This window comes from Mycoplana dimorpha (assembly GCF_003046475.1).
In the GTDB taxonomy this organism is placed as follows: Bacteria; Pseudomonadota; Alphaproteobacteria; order Rhizobiales; family Rhizobiaceae; genus Mycoplana; species Mycoplana dimorpha.
Genome location: NZ_PZZZ01000006.1, coordinates 146,408 through 163,444, shown reverse-complemented (window position 1 = coordinate 163,444; position 17,037 = coordinate 146,408). Strand labels below are relative to the sequence as shown.

At 66.1% G+C, this 17,037-nt stretch carries 16 protein-coding genes and 1 pseudogene; 13 read left to right on the top strand and 4 right to left on the bottom strand.

Translation table 11 applies throughout. From position 1 onward, the window contains the following. The 7 genes and pseudogenes from C7449_RS22120 to C7449_RS15445 all read left to right on the top strand — a co-directional run. The coding region (locus tag C7449_RS22120) for a DUF4082 domain-containing protein (protein ID WP_245414410.1) at positions 1-343 on the top strand (343 nt) is incomplete at its 5' end. A gap of 115 nt (positions 344-458) precedes the next feature. Further along, positions 459-1,486, top strand: a pseudogene (locus tag C7449_RS15470) (GTP-binding protein). Between the two features lie 338 nt (positions 1,487-1,824). Further along, positions 1,825-2,652, top strand: a complete 828-nt coding sequence (locus tag C7449_RS15465) for a transporter substrate-binding domain-containing protein (RefSeq protein ID WP_108003796.1) — start codon at positions 1,825-1,827, stop codon at positions 2,650-2,652. An 84-nt stretch (positions 2,653-2,736) separates the two neighbouring features. Beyond that, positions 2,737-3,378, top strand: coding sequence for an amino acid ABC transporter permease (locus C7449_RS15460; protein WP_108003795.1), 642 nt, complete (start codon positions 2,737-2,739; stop codon positions 3,376-3,378). Next, the gene (locus C7449_RS15455) at positions 3,375-4,043 is read left to right on the top strand and encodes an amino acid ABC transporter permease (RefSeq protein ID WP_108003794.1); all 669 of its coding nucleotides are present in this window, start codon (positions 3,375-3,377) and stop codon (positions 4,041-4,043) included. Before C7449_RS15460 ends, C7449_RS15455 begins: the two co-directional genes overlap by 4 nt. Then, positions 4,040-4,831, top strand: a complete 792-nt coding sequence (locus C7449_RS15450) for an amino acid ABC transporter ATP-binding protein (protein ID WP_108003793.1) — start codon at positions 4,040-4,042, stop codon at positions 4,829-4,831. Before C7449_RS15455 ends, C7449_RS15450 begins: the two co-directional genes overlap by 4 nt. Positions 4,832-5,088: 257 nt before the next feature. Then, positions 5,089-5,760, top strand: coding sequence for a TetR/AcrR family transcriptional regulator (locus C7449_RS15445; protein ID WP_108003792.1), 672 nt, complete (start codon positions 5,089-5,091; stop codon positions 5,758-5,760). A 165-nt stretch (positions 5,761-5,925) separates the two neighbouring features. Here the strand turns inward: C7449_RS15445 and C7449_RS15440 are convergent, their stop codons facing one another. Together C7449_RS15440 and C7449_RS15435 are read right to left on the bottom strand one after the other, a co-directional pair. Then, complete coding sequence (locus C7449_RS15440) at positions 5,926-7,215, bottom strand: NAD(P)/FAD-dependent oxidoreductase (RefSeq protein WP_108003791.1); 1,290 nt, start codon at positions 7,213-7,215, stop codon at positions 5,926-5,928. Positions 7,216-7,255: 40 nt separating this feature from the next. Next, entirely contained in the window at positions 7,256-8,629 is a 1,374-nt protein-coding gene (locus tag C7449_RS15435; protein ID WP_210204742.1) for a glutamine synthetase family protein, read from the bottom strand. A gap of 578 nt (positions 8,630-9,207) precedes the next feature. Between C7449_RS15435 and C7449_RS15430 the strand changes: the two genes are divergently transcribed. From C7449_RS15430 to C7449_RS15405, 6 genes are all read left to right on the top strand, one after another. Then, complete coding sequence (locus C7449_RS15430; RefSeq protein WP_108003790.1) at positions 9,208-10,305, top strand: polyamine ABC transporter substrate-binding protein; 1,098 nt, start codon at positions 9,208-9,210, stop codon at positions 10,303-10,305. A 12-nt stretch (positions 10,306-10,317) separates the two neighbouring features. Further along, the gene (locus tag C7449_RS15425) at positions 10,318-11,457 is read left to right on the top strand and encodes an ABC transporter ATP-binding protein (RefSeq protein WP_108003789.1); all 1,140 of its coding nucleotides are present in this window, start codon (positions 10,318-10,320) and stop codon (positions 11,455-11,457) included. Then, positions 11,454-12,377, top strand: coding sequence for an ABC transporter permease subunit (locus tag C7449_RS15420; RefSeq protein WP_108003951.1), 924 nt, complete (start codon positions 11,454-11,456; stop codon positions 12,375-12,377). The genes C7449_RS15425 and C7449_RS15420 overlap by 4 nt, the downstream gene beginning before the upstream one ends. A gap of 1 nt (position 12,378) precedes the next feature. Continuing rightward, positions 12,379-13,188 (top strand): ABC transporter permease subunit, encoded by an 810-nt coding sequence (locus tag C7449_RS15415; protein ID WP_108003952.1) that lies wholly within the window; start codon positions 12,379-12,381, stop codon positions 13,186-13,188. Positions 13,189-13,458: 270 nt separating this feature from the next. Then, entirely contained in the window at positions 13,459-14,334 is an 876-nt protein-coding gene (locus C7449_RS15410; protein ID WP_108003788.1) for a hydroxymethylglutaryl-CoA lyase, read from the top strand. Beyond that, complete coding sequence (locus C7449_RS15405; RefSeq protein WP_108003787.1) at positions 14,331-15,116, top strand: crotonase/enoyl-CoA hydratase family protein; 786 nt, start codon at positions 14,331-14,333, stop codon at positions 15,114-15,116. The genes C7449_RS15410 and C7449_RS15405 overlap by 4 nt, the downstream gene beginning before the upstream one ends. Before the next feature lie 194 nt (positions 15,117-15,310). Here C7449_RS15405 and C7449_RS15400 read toward each other — a convergent pair whose 3' ends face one another. Then, on the bottom strand, positions 15,311-15,679 hold the full coding sequence (locus tag C7449_RS15400) for a RidA family protein (protein WP_108003786.1): 369 nt from the start codon (positions 15,677-15,679) through the stop codon (positions 15,311-15,313). Between the two features lie 13 nt (positions 15,680-15,692). Then, complete coding sequence (locus C7449_RS15395; RefSeq protein WP_108003785.1) at positions 15,693-16,988, bottom strand: NAD(P)/FAD-dependent oxidoreductase; 1,296 nt, start codon at positions 16,986-16,988, stop codon at positions 15,693-15,695. Between the last annotated feature and the right edge of the window lie 49 nt (positions 16,989-17,037).

Below are 17,037 nucleotides of genomic sequence, written 5' to 3'. Positions count from 1 at the left end.
CGACCTGTGGACGGCCACCGGCACGAAGCTGTCCACCGCCACCTTCACCAACACCTCGGCCACCGGCTGGCAGACCGTGGCCCTGCCGAACCCGGTCACCATCGCCGCTAACACCACCTACATCGCCTCCTACCACAGCACCGGCAACTACGTGGCGACCGATGGCTACTTCAGCAGCCCCGTCACCAATGGCCCGCTGACGGCGCCGTCCAATGCCGGCGCGGGCGGCAACGGTGTCTATGCCTATGGGGGATCCGCCACCACGGGCGTATTCCCGAACGCCACCTTCGATTCCGCCAACTACTGGGCCGACGTGGTGTTCAAGCCCCAGCTCGCCGCCTGAGGCACCCGGCCGGGGGCGGGAAGGGGAGGCGGGAGGCGGGCAGCACTGGCGTGGCGCCGACCTGGGCGATCAGCCTGGCCCCCGTGCAGGAAAGCGTTCGACGGAGAGGGGAGGCATGACCGATCGGCTACCTGTGACCGTGCTCGCCGGGTTCTTGGGGGCCGGCAAGACGACGCTTCTCAGCCACGTGCTGATGAACCGGCAGGGGCTTCGCGTCGCCGTGATCGTCAACGACATGAGCGAGGTGAGCATAGACGCCAGCCTGATCCGCGATGGTGACGCCAGGCTGTCGCACACGACGGAGACGCTCGTCGAACTGACCAACGGCTGTATCTGCTGCACGCTGCGCGGCGACCTCCTCGTGGAGGTGCGGCGGCTGGCCGAAGAGGGGCGGTTCGATTATCTGCTGATCGAAGGGACCGGGATTGCCGAGCCGCGCCCCATCGCGGCGACCTTCTCGTTCCGCAACGAGCACGGCGTTTGCCTTGCCGATTCCGCCAGGCTCGACACGATGGTCACCGTCGTCGACGCCGCGAACCTGCTCGCCGATTACGGCAGCGCCGATCTGTTACGTGATCGCGGCCTGCAGGTGGACGGTGAGGACCGCCGCACGCTCATCGACCTCCTTGTCGACCAGATCGAGTTTGCCGACGTGGTGGTGATCAACAAGGTCGCGGATGCGACCGAGGCGACCCGTACAGCTCCGATGCCCACGTCCCCGAGACCGAGGAATTCGGCGTCGCGAGCTTCGTCTATCGGGCCAGGCGTCCATTCGATCCGGCGCGGTTTCGCGCCTTCCTTGACAAGCCCTGGCCTGGGGTGCTGCGCGCCAAGGGCCACTTCTGGCTGGCCACCCGCCCGCGCCATGTCGGCCTGATGTCGGCCGCCGGCGTGCAGCGCCGCTGCGAGCCGATGGGGCTCTGGTGGGCGGCCGTCCCGCTGGAGAACTGGCCGCCCCGACCGCAGTTTCGCCGGTTCCTGCAGAGCCGCTGGGACAGCGCCTGGGGCGACCGTCGGCAGGAACTCGTCTTCATCGGGGTCGCCATGGACGAGGCAGTCCTCCGAGCCGCATTGGACGACTGCCTCGCCAGCGCCGATCCTCGGGATTGGCCGACCCTCACAGATCCGTTTCCGGCCTGGTAGCCTTCCGGCATCCCTTCCCGTCGCCTGTCCGAGCGACCGCCAGCCTTGCGATGCCGGCAGGCGCGACAACGGGCGGCAAATCAGGATTGCGGAGTGGGAGGAGGCGGCGCCCACGCCGGCCGGCCGGCACAAGTATATACATAATCCCCGCAATCCAGCGTTGGTGGGCGCGGCTTCGCCATCCGATATGATGCGTTGACAGCGCTCGAAAAGCTGCTTTTATGTATAGTCATGTCGGCCTTATGGAGGATCGGGGTTGACGGGGTTTCAAGGGGGATCCGACGTTTTTGTCAGGCTTTTGCGCCCGCTTGCGGGCAGAGCCCAAATGGGAGGTGTCAATGCAGAAGAGCTTTTTAGTGAAGGCGGTGGTCGGGGCAGCGATGCTGCTTGCGGCGACGGCGGGTGCCTACGCGCAGGATGCGCTGGACCGTGTCAAGCAGGCCGGGACGCTGAAGGTCGGCACGGAGACGGCGTTTGCGCCGTTCGACTTCATCGACGCGGGTGAGCATGCAGGCCTGAACGTCGATCTTTACGATGAGATCGGCAAGGAACTCGGCGTCAAGATCGAATGGGTCCTGCTGCCGTGGGAAGGCGTGCTGCCTGGCCTGGAGGCGGGCAAGTTCGACATCGTCGGCGGACCAGCGACGGTGACCAAGCAGCGCATGGAGCGCTATCGCTTCACGCCGCCGGTCGCCGAGGCGACCGTTGCGCTTCTGAAGCGCGCCGGCGACGAAAGCGTGCAGAAGCCGGAAGACGTCGCCGGCAAGGTGGTCGGCGGCGGCAAGGCTTCCGCCCAGCTCGAGCAACTCAAGGCGTTCGTCGACAAGCTGCCCGGCAAGGCCGACGTGCGCGAATATCCCGGCAACAACGAGGCTTATGCCGACCTGGCGGCCGGCCGCATCGTGGCGGTCGGCAATTCGCTGCCCAACATCGCCTTCGTCGCCAAGCAGCGACCGGAAACCTTCGAGGTGGTCCAGCCGCCGTTCGGCACCAAGGCCTATTTTGCCTATCCTGGCCTGAAGGACGACGATCACAAGAGCCTGATGGACGCGATCGAGGCCGCGATGCTCAAGATCAAGGGTGACGGCCGTCTTGCCAAGATCCAGGAGAAGTGGTTCGGCGCGACCTTCGACACGCCCGACCTCGTCACCGAACCGGCGCTCTGATCGATCAGCACCGCCGCACGCGCCGGGAAACGCGTGCGGCGGTGCTGCATTCCAACCAGCCAACCCAGACGGGTAAGCCGCTAAATGTCCTGGAAACTATTCGAACTGCTGGTCCAGGCGTCGCTTTATACGGTGCTGATCAGCTTCATCTCCATCACCATCGGGCTGGCCATCGGCATCGTGGTGTCGGCGGCGTCCCTTTCCTCGCAGCGCGCCCTGTCCATCCCGGCCCGGACCTTCGTCAGCTTCTTCCGCGGCGCGCCGCTGCTGGTGCAGCTTCTGCTCATCTACAACCTTCTGCCGGCACTCGGCCTCAACGTTCCGAGCGTGGTCGCAGCGATTGCCGGGCTGTCCCTGTGCACGGCCGCCTACCAGGCGGAGAACCTGCGGGGCGGGTTTCAGAGCGTGCCGCGCGGGCTGCTGGAGGCCGCCGACATGGCGGGATTGAGCGCGTTCCAGCAGTTCCGCCGCATCCGGGCGCCGATCGCCCTGCGGCTTGCCTTTCCCTCGCTGGTCAATGAAGCGATCATGATCCTCAAGGCCTCGTCGCTGGTGTCAGTGGTCGGCATCGTCGAGCTGACCCGCATGGCGCAGGATCTCGCCGCCAGCACCTATCGGCCGATCGAGCTGTTTTCGGCCGCCGGCCTGCTCTACCTCATCATTAATTGGCTGATCGCCTCGGGCGGCTCGCTGTTCGAACGCTCCTTCCGCTGGGGACGGCCATGAATTTCGATACGAACCTGATCGTCAGCATCATGCCCGAGCTGGCGCGGGCGTTCGGGGTAACGCTTCTGACCTGGGGCTTCGGGGTGATCGGTGCGGTGATCCTCGGCTTTATGGTCGCGGTCGGGCGGCGCTATGGCGGGGCCTGGCTCAATTATCCGCTGTGGCTGTGCGTCGAGGTCATTCGCGGCACCCCGTTCCTGATCCAGCTCTTCCTGCTCTATTACGGCGGGCCGTTCGTCGGCATCTCGTTGGATCCGATACCAGCCGGGCTGCTGGGCCTCACCGTCTACGGCGCCGCCTATTTCAGCGAGATCTTCCGGGCCGGCTTCGAAGCGGTGCCGCCGGGTCACGTCGAGGCGGCCGAATGCGTCGGGCTTAACCGGCCGCAGATCATCCGGCGCATCATGATTCCCGAGATGACCATGCTGGTGCTGCCGGCCTCGGTCAACATGGCCATCATCCTGCTGAAGGAAACCGCGGTGCTGTCCATCATCACCGTGCCGGAACTGACGCTGGTGATCAGCGCCATCGGATCGCAGCAATATGCTTTCGTCGAGTCGCTCTTCCTGCTCGCGCTGTTCTACTGGGGGCTCGTCGAGCTTTCCGGCAGGCTCGGACGCTTCATGGAAGTCCGTCTCTCAAAATACAGGTTTGTAACGACATGACGACGCCAGCCATTTCCGTCAAAGGACTGATCAAGCGTTTCGGCGAGGTCGAGGTGCTGCACGGGATCGACCTCGAGATCCCGCAGGGGCAGGTCTCCTGCATGATCGGCCCGTCCGGCTCGGGCAAGAGCACGCTGCTGCGCTGCATGGCCTTTCTCGAGGAGGCGACCGAGGGTCTGATCTACATCAACGGCGAGCCGCTCGGCTTCGCGCCCGGGCCGCAGGGAAAGCCGGTGCGGCTGCCGGCCGCTCGCATCCGGGCGGTGCGCTCGCAGATCGGCATGGTGTTCCAGCAATTCAATCTGTGGCCGCACATGACTGCCCTCGGCAATGTCAGCGAGGCGCTGAAGACCGTGCACGGCGTCCGCAAGAGCGAGGCCGAGGAGCGCGCCATGCTGCAGCTGAAGAAGGTGGGCCTCGCCGAGCGCGCCGGGCATTACCCCTCGCAGCTGTCCGGCGGCCAGCAGCAGCGCGTGGCGATCGCGCGGGCCCTGGCGCTCGAGCCGAAGATCATGCTGTTCGACGAACCGACATCCTCGCTCGACCCGGAACTGACCGGCGAGGTGCTGAACGTCATGCGTTCGCTGGCCGCCGACGGCATGACGATGGTGGTGGTGTCGCACGAAATTGGCTTTGCCGCCTCGGTCGGACAGCAGATCGCCTTCCTCGAGCAGGGCAGGCTGGTGTTCGCAGGGCCGCCGCGGGACGTCTTCAACAAGCCGCGTCACCCCCGCCTCGACCAGTTTCTCGACACCTACCTCGACCGCGGCGCGGCGATGCTGGCCTGATTGCGGGGGGCGTGGAGCGGCACCCGACTGGGGCCCCTGCGGATAGACGGGCAAGACGCTCAGGACGCCGATCTCCTCTTTATCGGCGAATGATGCGCGGCCGAACCGTGGAGTTTCCCGGACGAGCCCATCGAGGCGGCCCGGCCGCGTCCGCGCGAACGGCGAAGAAAGGACCTGCCGCTGCTTGCATCCCGAAGCGTCCGGCGACATCATCGGTCGCGATGCCGCCGCCGGCGGTGCCTTTCTGAATGAGCGCGATGACTACTTCCAGACAAAGAACCAGCCCAGGCCCGCGCGGCCTGTCGAAGGACATCATCGTGGAGGCGGCGCTGGAGCTGATGGAGGCGGGGGGAGAGGCCGGCTTCACGCTGCGCAAGCTGGGCACGCGTGTCGGCTGCGATCCGATGTCGATCCTCTATCATTTCAAGTCGAAGGAAGGCCTGTACCGGGCGATGGCAGGGCGACTGGAATCGCAGCTGCGAATCGCGCCGGCCGCGTTGCCGTGGCGCGGGCGCATGCGCCATCTCGCAGACCAGTATCGCTCCGTGGCGCTGCGCTTTCCCAAGAGCTTCTGGCTGATGCAGAATTTCGTCTATACCGGCCCGGCCGACTACGACCATATGGAGATGGTGCACGGCGCGCTGCGCGAGGCCGGCATTCCGACCCGCGACATTCCCGCGATCTGCCTTGGCTGGTATGCCTGCATCACCGGACTGGCGATGGGCGAGATCGGCGGGCTGGTCGGCCCCGCCAGCACGCAGGACCTGGAGGAGCTGGCACAGCTGCCGGATCATTCGCATCCGCTACTGAAGGGGGCGATGCCGCTCTATCAGGACCTGGCGCCGAATTCGGTGTTTGCGCTGAGCATCGAAATGCTGCTCGACGGCATCGTCGCGCTGGCGGCGCAGCACGAGACCGTGCGGGCCTGATCGGCCGCTGGCGGCGCGGTATCGCGCCGGCATTTTGCCCGTCGCGACCTCGGCCGGAAAACCGCTGACGCTTTTCGCCGCAAGGGTAGTGGCTGCGGGTCCGGGCGAGGTCGGCGTCGGCTGTCGCCCGAAACGCCTGCAACACTACCGGGGCCGGGGCGTGCCCTACCGCAGCGCTTCCGTTTTCTGGAAATACCACATGCCGAGCGCCAGCGCCCGGTTGCCGAGATAGCGGCCGACCGGCAGGCGCCAGTGCCAGGCGCTGGCGAACACGTCGAAATCCCGGCTGTCGCCGGTGATCGCCGCCGCCATGATCTCGCCGATGATGTGCGAGGTGGCGATGCCGTGGCCGGAATAGCCCTGGGCGTAGAAAACGTTCGCCGTGACGTTGCCGAGCTGCGGGATGCGGTTGATGGTGATGCCGTCCTGCCCCTCCCAGGCGAACTCGATCTTCACGTCGGAAAGCTGCGGGAAGGTTTTTACGATCGCCGGCCGCATCGGCGCGCCGATGTCGCGGCTCTGCGTCCCCTTGTAGTTGGTGCCGCTGCCGAACAGCAGCCGGCGGTCGGCGGTCAGCCGGTAATAGTCCAGCACGAACCGGGTGTCGTAGACGGCGAAATCCTGCGGCAGGACGCGTCTGGCCAGGTCCTCCGGCAGCTGCTCGGTGGCAACGATGCCGAGCGTGGCCGGAAACAGCATGCCGGCAAGCTTGCCCGGCGCCAGATGGTGATAGCCGTTGCCGGCGATCAGCACCTTGTCGGCCCGCACCCGACCTTTCTCGGTCACGACTTCGGGCCGATCGCCATGGACGATCTTCGTCACGGGCGTATCGGTGAAGATCTGCGCGCCCAGCGAACGCGCCGCCTCGGCTTCGCCCAGGCACAGGTTGAGCGAGTGGAGATGCATGTTGCGGCGGTTGACGATGCCGGCATGGTAGATGTCGGTGCCGACATACTGGTGCAGGTCGGCGCCATAGACCATCTCGACCTCGTCGCCCATGCCATGCGCGCAGGCTAGCCGGTACATCTCCTCCAACTCGCCGATGTGCGAGGGCTGGTAGGCGGCCTGCATGTGGCCGTGCTTCAGGTCGCAGCTGATGCCGTATTTCGCCACGCGGTTCTTGATGATGTCATGGCCGCGCCAGCGCAGGCGCCAGACGAAGTCGGCGGCCTCGTCGCCGAGCTTGCGGCGGAACTGCCGCTCCATCGCCTTGTCGCCGGAAAGCGAGCCGGTGACCTGACCGCCGTTGCGCCCGGAAGCGCCCCAGCCGATGCGGTTGGCCTCCAGTACGACGACGCGCACGCCGCGCTCGGCCAGTTCCACCGCCGTGGCGATGCCGGTGAAGCCGCCGGCGACGATGGCGACGTCGCAATCGACCTCGCCTTCCAGCCGCGAAAATTGCCCGGTCCCATTGGCGGACGCGGCGTAATAGGATTTGCAATAGGCTTCGGCCATGCCGGCTCCGTCGGAATTTGGGGGATCAAGCCCGGCCGGATCAGACCGAAAGCCGGTAGGTGGTGAGTTCGAATTCGCTGATGCGGGCGGCGAATTCAATCTGTTCCTGCTCCTTGCAGGCGACGAAGGCGTGGACGAATTCGGGATGCAGCAGGGTCTTGGCCCGTTCGGATGCCGAAAACCATTCCAGCGCCTGCAGCCAGTCGCGGGCGATCGCGGGGCGGTCGGAATCGTGCGAATTGTTGCGCACCGGTTCCGCCGGCTCGCACCTTTCCTCGATGCCGCGCAGCGCAGCACTCAGGATGGCGGCCAGCACGATATAGGGGTTGGCGTCGGCGCCGGCGACGCGGTGCTCGATGCGCCGCGCCGCGGGATCGCCGGCCGGGATGCGCACCGCCGAGGTGCGGTTCTCATAGCCCCAGGCAACCGTGGTGGGCGCCAGCCCGCCGGGTCGCAGGCGGCGGTAGGAGTTGAGATGCGGCGCGAAGGCCAGCGTCATTTCGGTCATGGTCGCCAGCAGGCCGCCGACGGCATGGCGCATGGCGTCCGTTCCCTTCTCGCCGCCGTCGTTGAAGATGTTGGCGCCGTTCTCGTCGATGATGGAGAAGTGCACATGCATGCCCGAGCCGGCCCAATCGCGGCGCGGCTTGGCCATGAAGGATGCGGCATGGCCGTGGCGGCGGGCGACGTTCTTGATGATCTGCTTGAAGAGGATCGTGTCGTCGGCGATCCTCAGGGCGTCGGGCAGGTGCAGCAGGTTGAATTCGAACTGCCGGGGCGAACTCTCGGCGATCGCCGCCTCCACCTTGATGCCGCAGGCATCGGCGGTGCGGTAGACGTCGTCGAGAAAGGCGCTGGCGGCGTCGAGTTCGTCGAGCGAGTAGATATTGTCGAAATCGCCGCAGATCGTGCCGGGCCGGAAGCCGGCGGGGGCGGGATCGCCCTCCGGCGCAAGCAGGTAGAATTCCAGCTCGGTCGCCACGACCGGCCGCAGGCCCTTGGCCGAATAGCGCGCCAACACGGCGGCGAGCAGATGCCGGGCATCGGCGAAATAGGGGCTGCCGTCCTCCTTCCACATCGTCAGCGGCAGCAGCGGCGCGTCGCAGCCGGCCCAGCCCAGCGACACCGGCGGGCGGCCGGTCGGCAGGCAGATGCCGTCGAGGTCGCCGCTCTCCATGGTGAGCTTGGTGCCGGCGACATCGACGCCCCAGATGTCGACGCCGATCGACGACATCGGCATGCGGATGCCTGCCTTGTGCACCGACTTCAGCTTGGAATCGGGCATGCGCTTGCCGCGCAGCACGCCGTTGAGGTCGCAGATGGCAGCAAAGAAATGGCGCTGCGCCGCGGCTTCGCTGCCGCTTCCGGCGGGCTCCGCACGGTCCAGATCGCCGGCAAACATCGTGGCATCCATAAGAACGTTCCTTACTCGTCACCGGCTCGGTCGGTGCAGATCCCGAGCTACCGGTCTGTGCGGCGCCCGGGCCACTGCCGCGCAGAGATGTTGCGCGGCCGCTGCCGAGAGCGGGTTTTTGCGGAATTTCTACACCGTAGATAAAACAAGTCAAGCGTGCTGACGGAACTGGCTCGAGAGCTTGGCACGCCCGATATACGCGGCCCTTCGCGTATGGGAGCCATCGCGGTTGCCGCTCACCCGAGGTGGCCCGAAGGCAATGCACCCGTGGCGGTCGAATTTCGACGCGTGGGGCGATCGTCGCCCGTCCCAAGCTTTCATCAGGTTGCAGGTGACGGCAAATCCGGCTTGACGCAACCCCGCCGCCCTGTATGTTTTCTACATTGAAGGGTTTGGGCTCACATGTGTGGAGGCATGCGGGTCTAGGACGGGAGAGGGGCGAATCGCCGGCGCGGCACGGTGGGGCATGTCCGGCATCGGCCGTTTCATGTTCTCGGCGTCAAATTCGCTTCTGCTCCAGGATGCCCGTATCGCCCGGCGCGGACGCGCCGGGCCACAGAGGCAAAAGGGGAGGAAACATGCGAAACTTGCAACGAGGCGCCCTCGCGGCGTTCCTGTCGATGACGATGCTGTCGCCGGCTGCCGCCGACGATGAAAAGTCCCTCAACGTCTACAACTGGTCCGACTATATCGGACCGACCACGGTGGCCGATTTCGAGAAGGAAACCGGCATCAAGGTCAATTACGACGTTTTCGATTCCAACGAGGTCCTTGAGGCAAAGCTGCTGGCCGGCAGCTCCAACTACGACGTGGTGGTGCCGAGCGCCCAGTTCCTGGAGCGGCAGGTCAAGGCCGGCGCCTACATGGAGCTGGACCGCAGCAAGCTCGAGAACTTCGGCGATCTTGATCCGGTGCTGATGAAGCAGCTGGCCCTGAACGATCCCGGCAATGCCTATTCGGTGCCCTATCTGTGGGGCGCGATCGGCATCGGCTACAACAAGGCGATGATCAAGGAGCGGCTCGGCACCGACAAGATCGATTCGCTCGACGTCATCTTCAAGCCGGAGAACGCCAGCAAGCTGGCCGATTGCGGCCTGACGCTGCTGGATTCGCCCTCCGAGATCATGGCGACCGCGAACGTCTACCTCGGCATCGATGCCAACAGCGAAAATCCCAAGGATCTCGAAAAGGCGGTCGAACTGCTCAAGGGCGTGCGCCCGCATGTCCGCTATTTCCACTCCTCGCAGTTCATCAACGATCTGGCGAACGGCGCGGTCTGCATCACGCTTGGCTATGCCGGCGACATGGTGAATGCGCGCGAACGGGCGCAGGCGGCCAATAACGGTGTCGATCTGGCGATCATCGTCCCCAAGGAGGGCGGCATCCTGTTCTTCGACGTGATGGCGATCCCGAAGGATGCCCCGCATCCGGAAAACGCCTATGCCTTCATCAACTACATCTCCAGGCCGGAAGTCATGGCCAGCCTGTCCAACTCGATCAACTTCCCGAATGTCAGCCTGGCGGCCGATCCGATGATCAGCGAGGAAGTGCGCAACGATCCCGGCGCCTACCCGCCCATGGAGCTGCGCGACAAGCTCTATGCGATGAAGGCCCATTCGCTGAAGTTCGACCGGCTGCTGACGCGGGCCTGGACCGAGATCAAGACCGGCCAGTAGCGGCGAGGACCCATGAGCAGCGCCATTGAAACCCAACCCGTCGGCACTGCCGGCGGGGCAGATGCCGCCCCCTTCGTGCGCATCGAAGGCATCACCAAGCGCTTCGGTGCGATCGTGGCGGTCAACAGGATCGACCTGGACATCCAGCGTTCGGAGCTGTTCTGCCTGCTCGGCGGCTCCGGCTCCGGCAAGAGCACGCTGCTGAGAATGCTGGCCGGCTTCGAGCAGCCGAGCGAGGGCCGCATCCTCATCGACGGGCAGGACATGACCGGGGTGCCGGCCTATGAGCGGCCGGTCAACATGATGTTCCAGTCCTATGCGCTGTTTCCGCACATGAGCGTGTCCGACAACGTCGCCTACGGCCTGCGTCGCGGCGGCGTGCCGCGCGCGGAGATCCGCAAGCGGGTCGCCGACATGCTCGACATGGTCAAGATGGGCGACTATGCGCAGCGCCGCCCGCATCAGCTTTCGGGCGGCCAGCGCCAGCGCGTGGCGCTGGCCCGCGCGCTCGTCAAGCAGCCGAAGCTCCTGTTGCTCGACGAACCGCTGGGGGCGCTCGACAAGAAGCTGCGCGAGGAAACCCAGTTCGAGCTGATGAAGATCCAGGCCCAGCTCGGCACCACCTTCATCGTCGTCACCCACGACCAGGACGAAGCGATGACGCTGGCCTCGCGCATGGGGGTGATGCGCGACGGGCGGCTGGTGCAGGTCGGCGGCCCGCGCGATCTCTACGAGTTCCCGGCCGACCGCTACGTGGCCCAGTTCATCGGCGCGGTGAACCTGTTCGACGGCGTGCTGATCGAGGACGAGCCCGGCCACGCCCGCATGCGCTGCGAGGAAGCCGGCTGCGTCATCCATGTCGGTCACGGCGTCACCGGCACGCTTGGCCAGACCGTGCACCTGGCGATCCGGCCGGAGAAGATCAACCTCGCCCACGACCGGCCCGCACAGGACGAGAACGTCACACCCGGCACCATCGACGAGGTCGCCTATCTGGGCAATCTCAGCGTCTACCAGGTGCGGCTCGACACCGGCCGGCTGATCCACGTCACCCTGCCCAATCTCGACCGGCACGAGGGCAATGTGTTCGAGATCGGTAACCGGGTCTATTGCAGCTGGGGCCCGGCCAGCGCCGTGGTGCTGCCGGCATGAGCGGCCAGGGAGCATCCGCGGCAGAGGGCCGGCCGAAGCGGCGGCTGGGGCGCAACAGCGTCATCGCGCTGCCCTATGCGTGGCTGCTGCTGTTCTTCCTGCTGCCCTTCGCCTTCGTGCTGAAGATCTCGCTGGCCGAGGCCGACATCGCCATCCCGCCCTACACGGCGTTGCTGGACTGGATCGACAACACCACGGTCGCCATCCAGCTGACCTTTGCGAAATACCAGCTGCTGCTGGAAGACCGGCTCTATCTCGCCGCCTATCTGAACTCGGTGAAGATCGCCGCCATCGCCACCGGCCTCTGCCTGCTGATCGGCTTTCCGATTGCGCTGTTCATCGTCAGTCGGCCCGTGCATGCCCGCATCTTCTGGCTGGCCGTGGTGATGCTGCCGTTCTGGACCTCGCTGCTGCTCAGGGTCTACGCCTGGGTTGGTATCTTGCAGAGCAACGGCCTGCTCAACACCCTGCTGCTCGATCTCGGGCTGATCCATCAGCCGCTGGTGCTGCTGCACACCGATCTCGCCGTCTATATCGGCATCGTCTATTCCTACCTGCCCTTCATGGTGCTGCCGCTCTATGCGGCGCTGGAGAAACTCGACGCCACGCTGCTGGAGGCCTCGGCCGATCTCGGCGCGCGCCCGGCCGTCACCTTCGCCACCGTCACCCTGCCGCTGGCCTTGCCCGGCGTCATCGCCGGCTGCCTGCTGGTGTTCGTGCCGGCGGTCGGCGAATTCGTCATCCCGGCGCTGCTCGGCGCGCCCGACACGCTGATGATCGGCCGGGTACTGTGGGACGAGTTCTTTGCCAATCGCGACTGGCCGATGGCCTCGGCGGTGGCGATCGTCATGCTGGTCGCGCTCGTGGCGCCGGTGATGGTTTTCCGGGCGCGCGAAACCAGAAAAGCGGATGGGGCTTGAGATGCTGAGGACCGGTCGCTTCGTCTCCATCATGGCCGTTGCCGGCCTGCTGTTCCTATACATCCCCATCCTGCTGATGATGGTGCTGAGCTTCAACGCCTCGCGGCTGGTGTCGGTGTGGGGTGGCTTCTCGCTGAAATGGTATGGCGAGCTGTTTGCCAACGATCAACTGCTCGGCGCCGCCTGGCTCAGCGTCAAGGTCGCGGCGGTCAGCGCCACGCTGACGGTGGTGCTCGGCACGCTCGCCGGCTACGTGCTGACGCGCTTCGGCCCGTTTCGCGGCCGGGCGATGATGGCCGGCATGGTGACCGCGCCGCTGGTCATGCCCGAGGTGATCACCGGCCTGTCGCTGCTGCTTCTGTTCGTGGCGATGGAGGATTTCATCGGCTGGCCGCAGGGTCGCAGCCCCACTACCATCATCATCGCGCACGCCACCTTCTGCATGGCCTATGTGACGATCATCGTGCAGTCGCGGCTGGCGCAGATGGACGGGGTGCTGGAGGAGGCGGCGCAGGATCTCGGCGCCCGGCCATGGCGGGCCTTCGTCGACGTCACCCTGCCCATGCTGGCGCCGGCGCTGGTCTCGGGCTGGCTGCTGGCGTTCACGCTGTCCTTCGACGACCTGGTCATCGCAAGCTTCGTCTCGGGGCCGGGGTCGAGCACCTTGCCGATGGTGATCTTCTCCAAGGTCAGGCTCGGCGTCAGCCCCGACGTCAACGCGCTGGCCACCCTCCTGATCGGCTTCGTCGGCGCCTGCGTGTTCATCTATAGCTGGCGGGTCGGGCGGCGGGCGAGGCAGCGCGACGCCTGACGGCGACGAGCGCCCTGCCAGGCGTCGAGTTGCTCCGGCATTTGACAGAAGAGACCAGCCGGATTGATCCGCCGGCGCCCTGCGTGCACTATTGCGCAATGTTGCTCGATGTGAGTTCCACCGTCCGCAAAGGAGGCAAGGACACCGGGATCCAGGTGGGCGGGTGGCTTTGCCCTCCGAGTTTCCGGACCGCCGCCCGGATGGGCCCGCTGCGGTGGATCGAGCTTGCGCTGACACCAATGCGGTTGCGTTCGGTGAACAGGTGACCTAATGGGCGAGTTTGTCGAGATCGTCGAGATGGCGGCGCGTGACGGCCTGCAGAACGAAAGGCGTATCATTCCGGCGACGGGCAAGATCGCGCTGATCGACCGGCTGTCGGTGTGCGGCTTCAGGCGCATAGAAGCGACGAGCTTCGTCAGCCCGAAATGGGTGCCGCAACTCGCCGACGGCGCCAAGGTGATGGCCGGCATCGCCCGGCGGCCGGGCGTGCGCTACGCCGCACTCGTGCCCAACGTGAAGGGATACGAGGCGGCGAGGGCAGCCGGCGCCGACGAGGTGGCGATCTTCGTTTCGGCGTCGGAAGGCTTCTCCCGCGCCAACATCAACTGCTCGATCGAAGAAAGCCTAGAGCGCTTGAGGCCGGTTGCCGAGCGCGCCCGTGCCGACGGCCTGCCGCTGCGCGGCTACGTCAGCTGCGTCGTCGTCTGCCCCTATGACGGGCCGACACCACCCGGCGCCGTTGCCGCTGTGACCGAAAAACTGCTGGCGCTCGGCTGCCATGAGGTGAGCCTTGGCGACACGATCGGCCGGGGGACGCCGGAGAATATCGCCGTCATGTTGCGCGCGGTGCTGGGGGTGGCGCCGGCCGAGCGATTGGCCGGCCACTACCACGACACCGGCGGCACGGCTCTCGACAATATCCGCGTCAGCCTCGACATGGGGCTGAGGGTCTTCGATGCCTCGGTCGGCGGCCTGGGCGGCTGTCCCTATGCGCCGGGCGCGAAGGGCAATGTCGATACGCTCGCAGTCGTCCACATGCTGCAGGCAACGGGCTTCGACACCGGGCTGGATATGGCCCTGCTGGCGGAGGCGGCCGATTTCGCCCGTGGACTTGTCGCCGGGCCCGAAGCGGAGGCTGCCACATGAGCTTCGAGACGATCTCGATTTCCACGGACCATCGTGGCGTGGCGACGCTGAGGCTCGCCCGGCCCGAACAGCACAATGCGCTCTCCTCCACGATGATCGCCGAGCTGAGGGCGGCCGCCGGACGCCTGGCAGGCGATCCGGCGGTGCGCGTCGTTGTCCTGACGGGGGAGGGGGGGAGTTTCTGCGCCGGTGCCGATCTAAACTGGATGAAGCAGCAGGTCGCGGCGACGCGCCAGCAGCGGATCGCCGAGGCCCGCAAGCTCGCCATGATGCTGAAGGCGCTGCGCGACCTGCCGAAGCCGCTGATCGCCCGCGTCAACGGCCAGGCCTATGGCGGCGGCGTCGGTCTGATCAGCGTCTGCGACGCGGCGATTGCCGCATCGGGGGCGCGCTTCGGCCTGACGGAAACCCGGCTCGGGCTCATTCCGGCCACCATCAGTCCCTACGTCATCGCGCGGATCGGCGCGGCGAACGCGACGCGCTATTTCTGTTCGGCACGACTGTTCGACGCGACAGAGGCGCATGATGCCGGCCTCCTCAATGCGGTCGTCGAGGCAGGCGGGCTCGATGCTGCGGTCGAGGCGGAGATAAGCCCCTATTTCGCGGCGGCGCCGGGGGCGGTCGCGGCAGCCAAGGCGCTGGTGCGCGCGGTTGCCGCGCCGATCGACGAAGCGTTGATCGAGATGACGCTGACCCGGCTTGTCGACACATGGGAAACGGCGGAAGCGGCCGAGGGGATCGCAGCGTTCCTGGAGAAGCGGCCGGCGGCCTGGAAGGCCTAGCGGGATGGGCAGGGCAGGGGAAGTGGTACGCAATCGCGTGCCGGCCGACCGCAGCCATCTGCCTTGAGCAGTGACATGCCCCCTACAGGATCGGACGATGCAGCGCTCAAGACAGACGGAGCGCTGCACCGCAACGTTATCGGCGGCGCGTGACCGCGGGATCGGGCCGAGCCGGAACTCGGCCAGCCCCAACCTCAGGCTTCGATCACCTCTGCATCGCCGAGCGCCGCGGTGACCATGATCTCGACGCGCATGTCGGGATCGCCGAGCTCTACGGCGCAGCAGCATCGGGTCGGCGGGTTTCCGGGCGCCACCCACTCCTTCCAGACCGCATCCATCGCGGCGAAGTCGGCCATCGTGGTGATCCAGACTTCGGCTGTCAGCAGGCGCGACTTGTCGGTGCCGGCGCGTGCCAGCAGCTCGTCGATCTTTGCCAGCGTTTCGCGGGTCTGTGTGGCGACGTCGCCGGCATTGTCGGAGAACTGTCCGGAGAGGTAGCAGACGCCGTTGTACTTCACCAGGCGGCTCCGGCGGGCATTGACGTCAAATCGTTCGACTTTCATGTTTGGTTCCCTGCTACGATTCCAGACCAGCCTTGCGGCTCTCGATTGACGACACAATGTGGAAGCCGATGCTGCGGAACGGTTCCGGAGCGATCAGGCTGGCGGTCCCCATCACATCGGTGATTTTCGCCGGATCACCCTTGCCGAGCATCAGTTCGCCGAGGTGCCGGCCCAGCATCGTACCCTTGGCGATGCCGCTGCCGTTGCAGCCGCCGGAGGCGAAAAGGCCGTCCTCGAGCCTGCCCCACCAGGGCGCACCGTTCATCGTGAAGGCGGTGGTCCCGCCCCAGACATATTCGAATTCCACGTGTTTCAGCCCCGGCCAGCGCCGCGTGAAGCGATCGCGCAGCTTGGTGAAGGCTTCGTCGTTTGGGACTTCGCTCTCATGGGCGTAGAGCGACCGCACCATCAGGCGGTCGCGCCCGATGCGGCGCAAGGTTGTCCCCAGCCGGTGCGAGGGCAGCAGGCCCCAGGCGGGCGATTGGCCGAGATGGGCCAGGTCGGTCTCCGAAACGGCCCGCGTCACGGCGGCATAGGTGAAGATCGTCGTCATCCGCAGCTTCAGGTAGCCGAACCGCCGGATGAAGCCGTTGTTGGCGAGCGCCACGTTGCGGGCGCGGACCACACCGCCCGGGGTTCGGAGCTCCCATCCGGAACCGCTGCGTGTCAAGCTCTCGACCGGTGTGTTTTCGTAAAGGCCGATGTCCTTCGGAAGCGCGTCGGCCAGGCCACGAATGAGGGCGGCCGGCTGCAGGAGGTAGGTATCGTCGAGATGGACACCGAAGCGGTAATATTCCGAGCCGATGCGTTCGGCGATGTCGGCCCGGCTCAATTCGGTATGCCGGATGCCGTTGGCCTTTGCGACCTCGACGACGTTCCTCAGCGAGGCTTCGCCGGCTTCGGTAGCGGCACCGCGGATTGACCCCACCTGCTGCAGATCACATTCGATGCCGTTATCGACAATGATGTCCTTGAGCCAGTCGAACGAGGCCCTCATCAGGGCCGACTGCCGGCGGGCCTTGTCGGCGCTGGCGAGGGTGGCGGTGCGCGGCAGGACCTCGGCACCGGTAAATCCGGAATTGCGCGCCGAAGATCCTTCCCCGATCGTCGAGGCTTCAAACACGGCAATCCGCGCTTGCGGATCGATTTCGTGGAGCCGGCGGGCGACCGCCAGGCCGGTGTAACCGGCGCCGACGATGGCGTGGTCGACGACCAGATCCTTCTGCAGGGGCGGGCGGGGCGTGCGTGGCGGCAGCATGGCGTTCCAGCCGCACAGGTTCGAATAGCTCGGGAAGGTTTGCTTCGGCATGACTAATTCATCGCAAGGTGGGATGGGCTGCGGTTGCCCGCAGCCCGGA

What these genes read in the sequence shown, in the direction of transcription:
- C7449_RS15465 (WP_108003796.1), top strand. Translation starts at nt 1,825, where the DNA reads ATGCAGAAGAGCTTTTTAGTGAAGGCGGTGGTCGGGGCAGCGATGCTG.
- C7449_RS15460 (WP_108003795.1), top strand. Translation starts at nt 2,737, where the DNA reads ATGTCCTGGAAACTATTCGAACTGCTGGTCCAGGCGTCGCTTTATACG.
- C7449_RS15455 (WP_108003794.1), top strand. Translation starts at nt 3,375, where the DNA reads ATGAATTTCGATACGAACCTGATCGTCAGCATCATGCCCGAGCTGGCG.
- C7449_RS15450 (WP_108003793.1), top strand. Translation starts at nt 4,040, where the DNA reads ATGACGACGCCAGCCATTTCCGTCAAAGGACTGATCAAGCGTTTCGGC.
- C7449_RS15445 (WP_108003792.1), top strand. Translation starts at nt 5,089, where the DNA reads ATGACTACTTCCAGACAAAGAACCAGCCCAGGCCCGCGCGGCCTGTCG.
- C7449_RS15440 (WP_108003791.1), bottom strand. Translation starts at nt 7,215, where the DNA reads ATGGCCGAAGCCTATTGCAAATCCTATTACGCCGCGTCCGCCAATGGG.
- C7449_RS15435 (WP_210204742.1), bottom strand. Translation starts at nt 8,629, where the DNA reads ATGGATGCCACGATGTTTGCCGGCGATCTGGACCGTGCGGAGCCCGCC.
- C7449_RS15430 (WP_108003790.1), top strand. Translation starts at nt 9,208, where the DNA reads ATGCGAAACTTGCAACGAGGCGCCCTCGCGGCGTTCCTGTCGATGACG.
- C7449_RS15425 (WP_108003789.1), top strand. Translation starts at nt 10,318, where the DNA reads ATGAGCAGCGCCATTGAAACCCAACCCGTCGGCACTGCCGGCGGGGCA.
- C7449_RS15420 (WP_108003951.1), top strand. Translation starts at nt 11,454, where the DNA reads ATGAGCGGCCAGGGAGCATCCGCGGCAGAGGGCCGGCCGAAGCGGCGG.
- C7449_RS15415 (WP_108003952.1), top strand. Translation starts at nt 12,379, where the DNA reads ATGCTGAGGACCGGTCGCTTCGTCTCCATCATGGCCGTTGCCGGCCTG.
- C7449_RS15410 (WP_108003788.1), top strand. Translation starts at nt 13,459, where the DNA reads ATGGGCGAGTTTGTCGAGATCGTCGAGATGGCGGCGCGTGACGGCCTG.
- C7449_RS15405 (WP_108003787.1), top strand. Translation starts at nt 14,331, where the DNA reads ATGAGCTTCGAGACGATCTCGATTTCCACGGACCATCGTGGCGTGGCG.
- C7449_RS15400 (WP_108003786.1), bottom strand. Translation starts at nt 15,679, where the DNA reads ATGAAAGTCGAACGATTTGACGTCAATGCCCGCCGGAGCCGCCTGGTG.
- C7449_RS15395 (WP_108003785.1), bottom strand. Translation starts at nt 16,988, where the DNA reads ATGCCGAAGCAAACCTTCCCGAGCTATTCGAACCTGTGCGGCTGGAAC.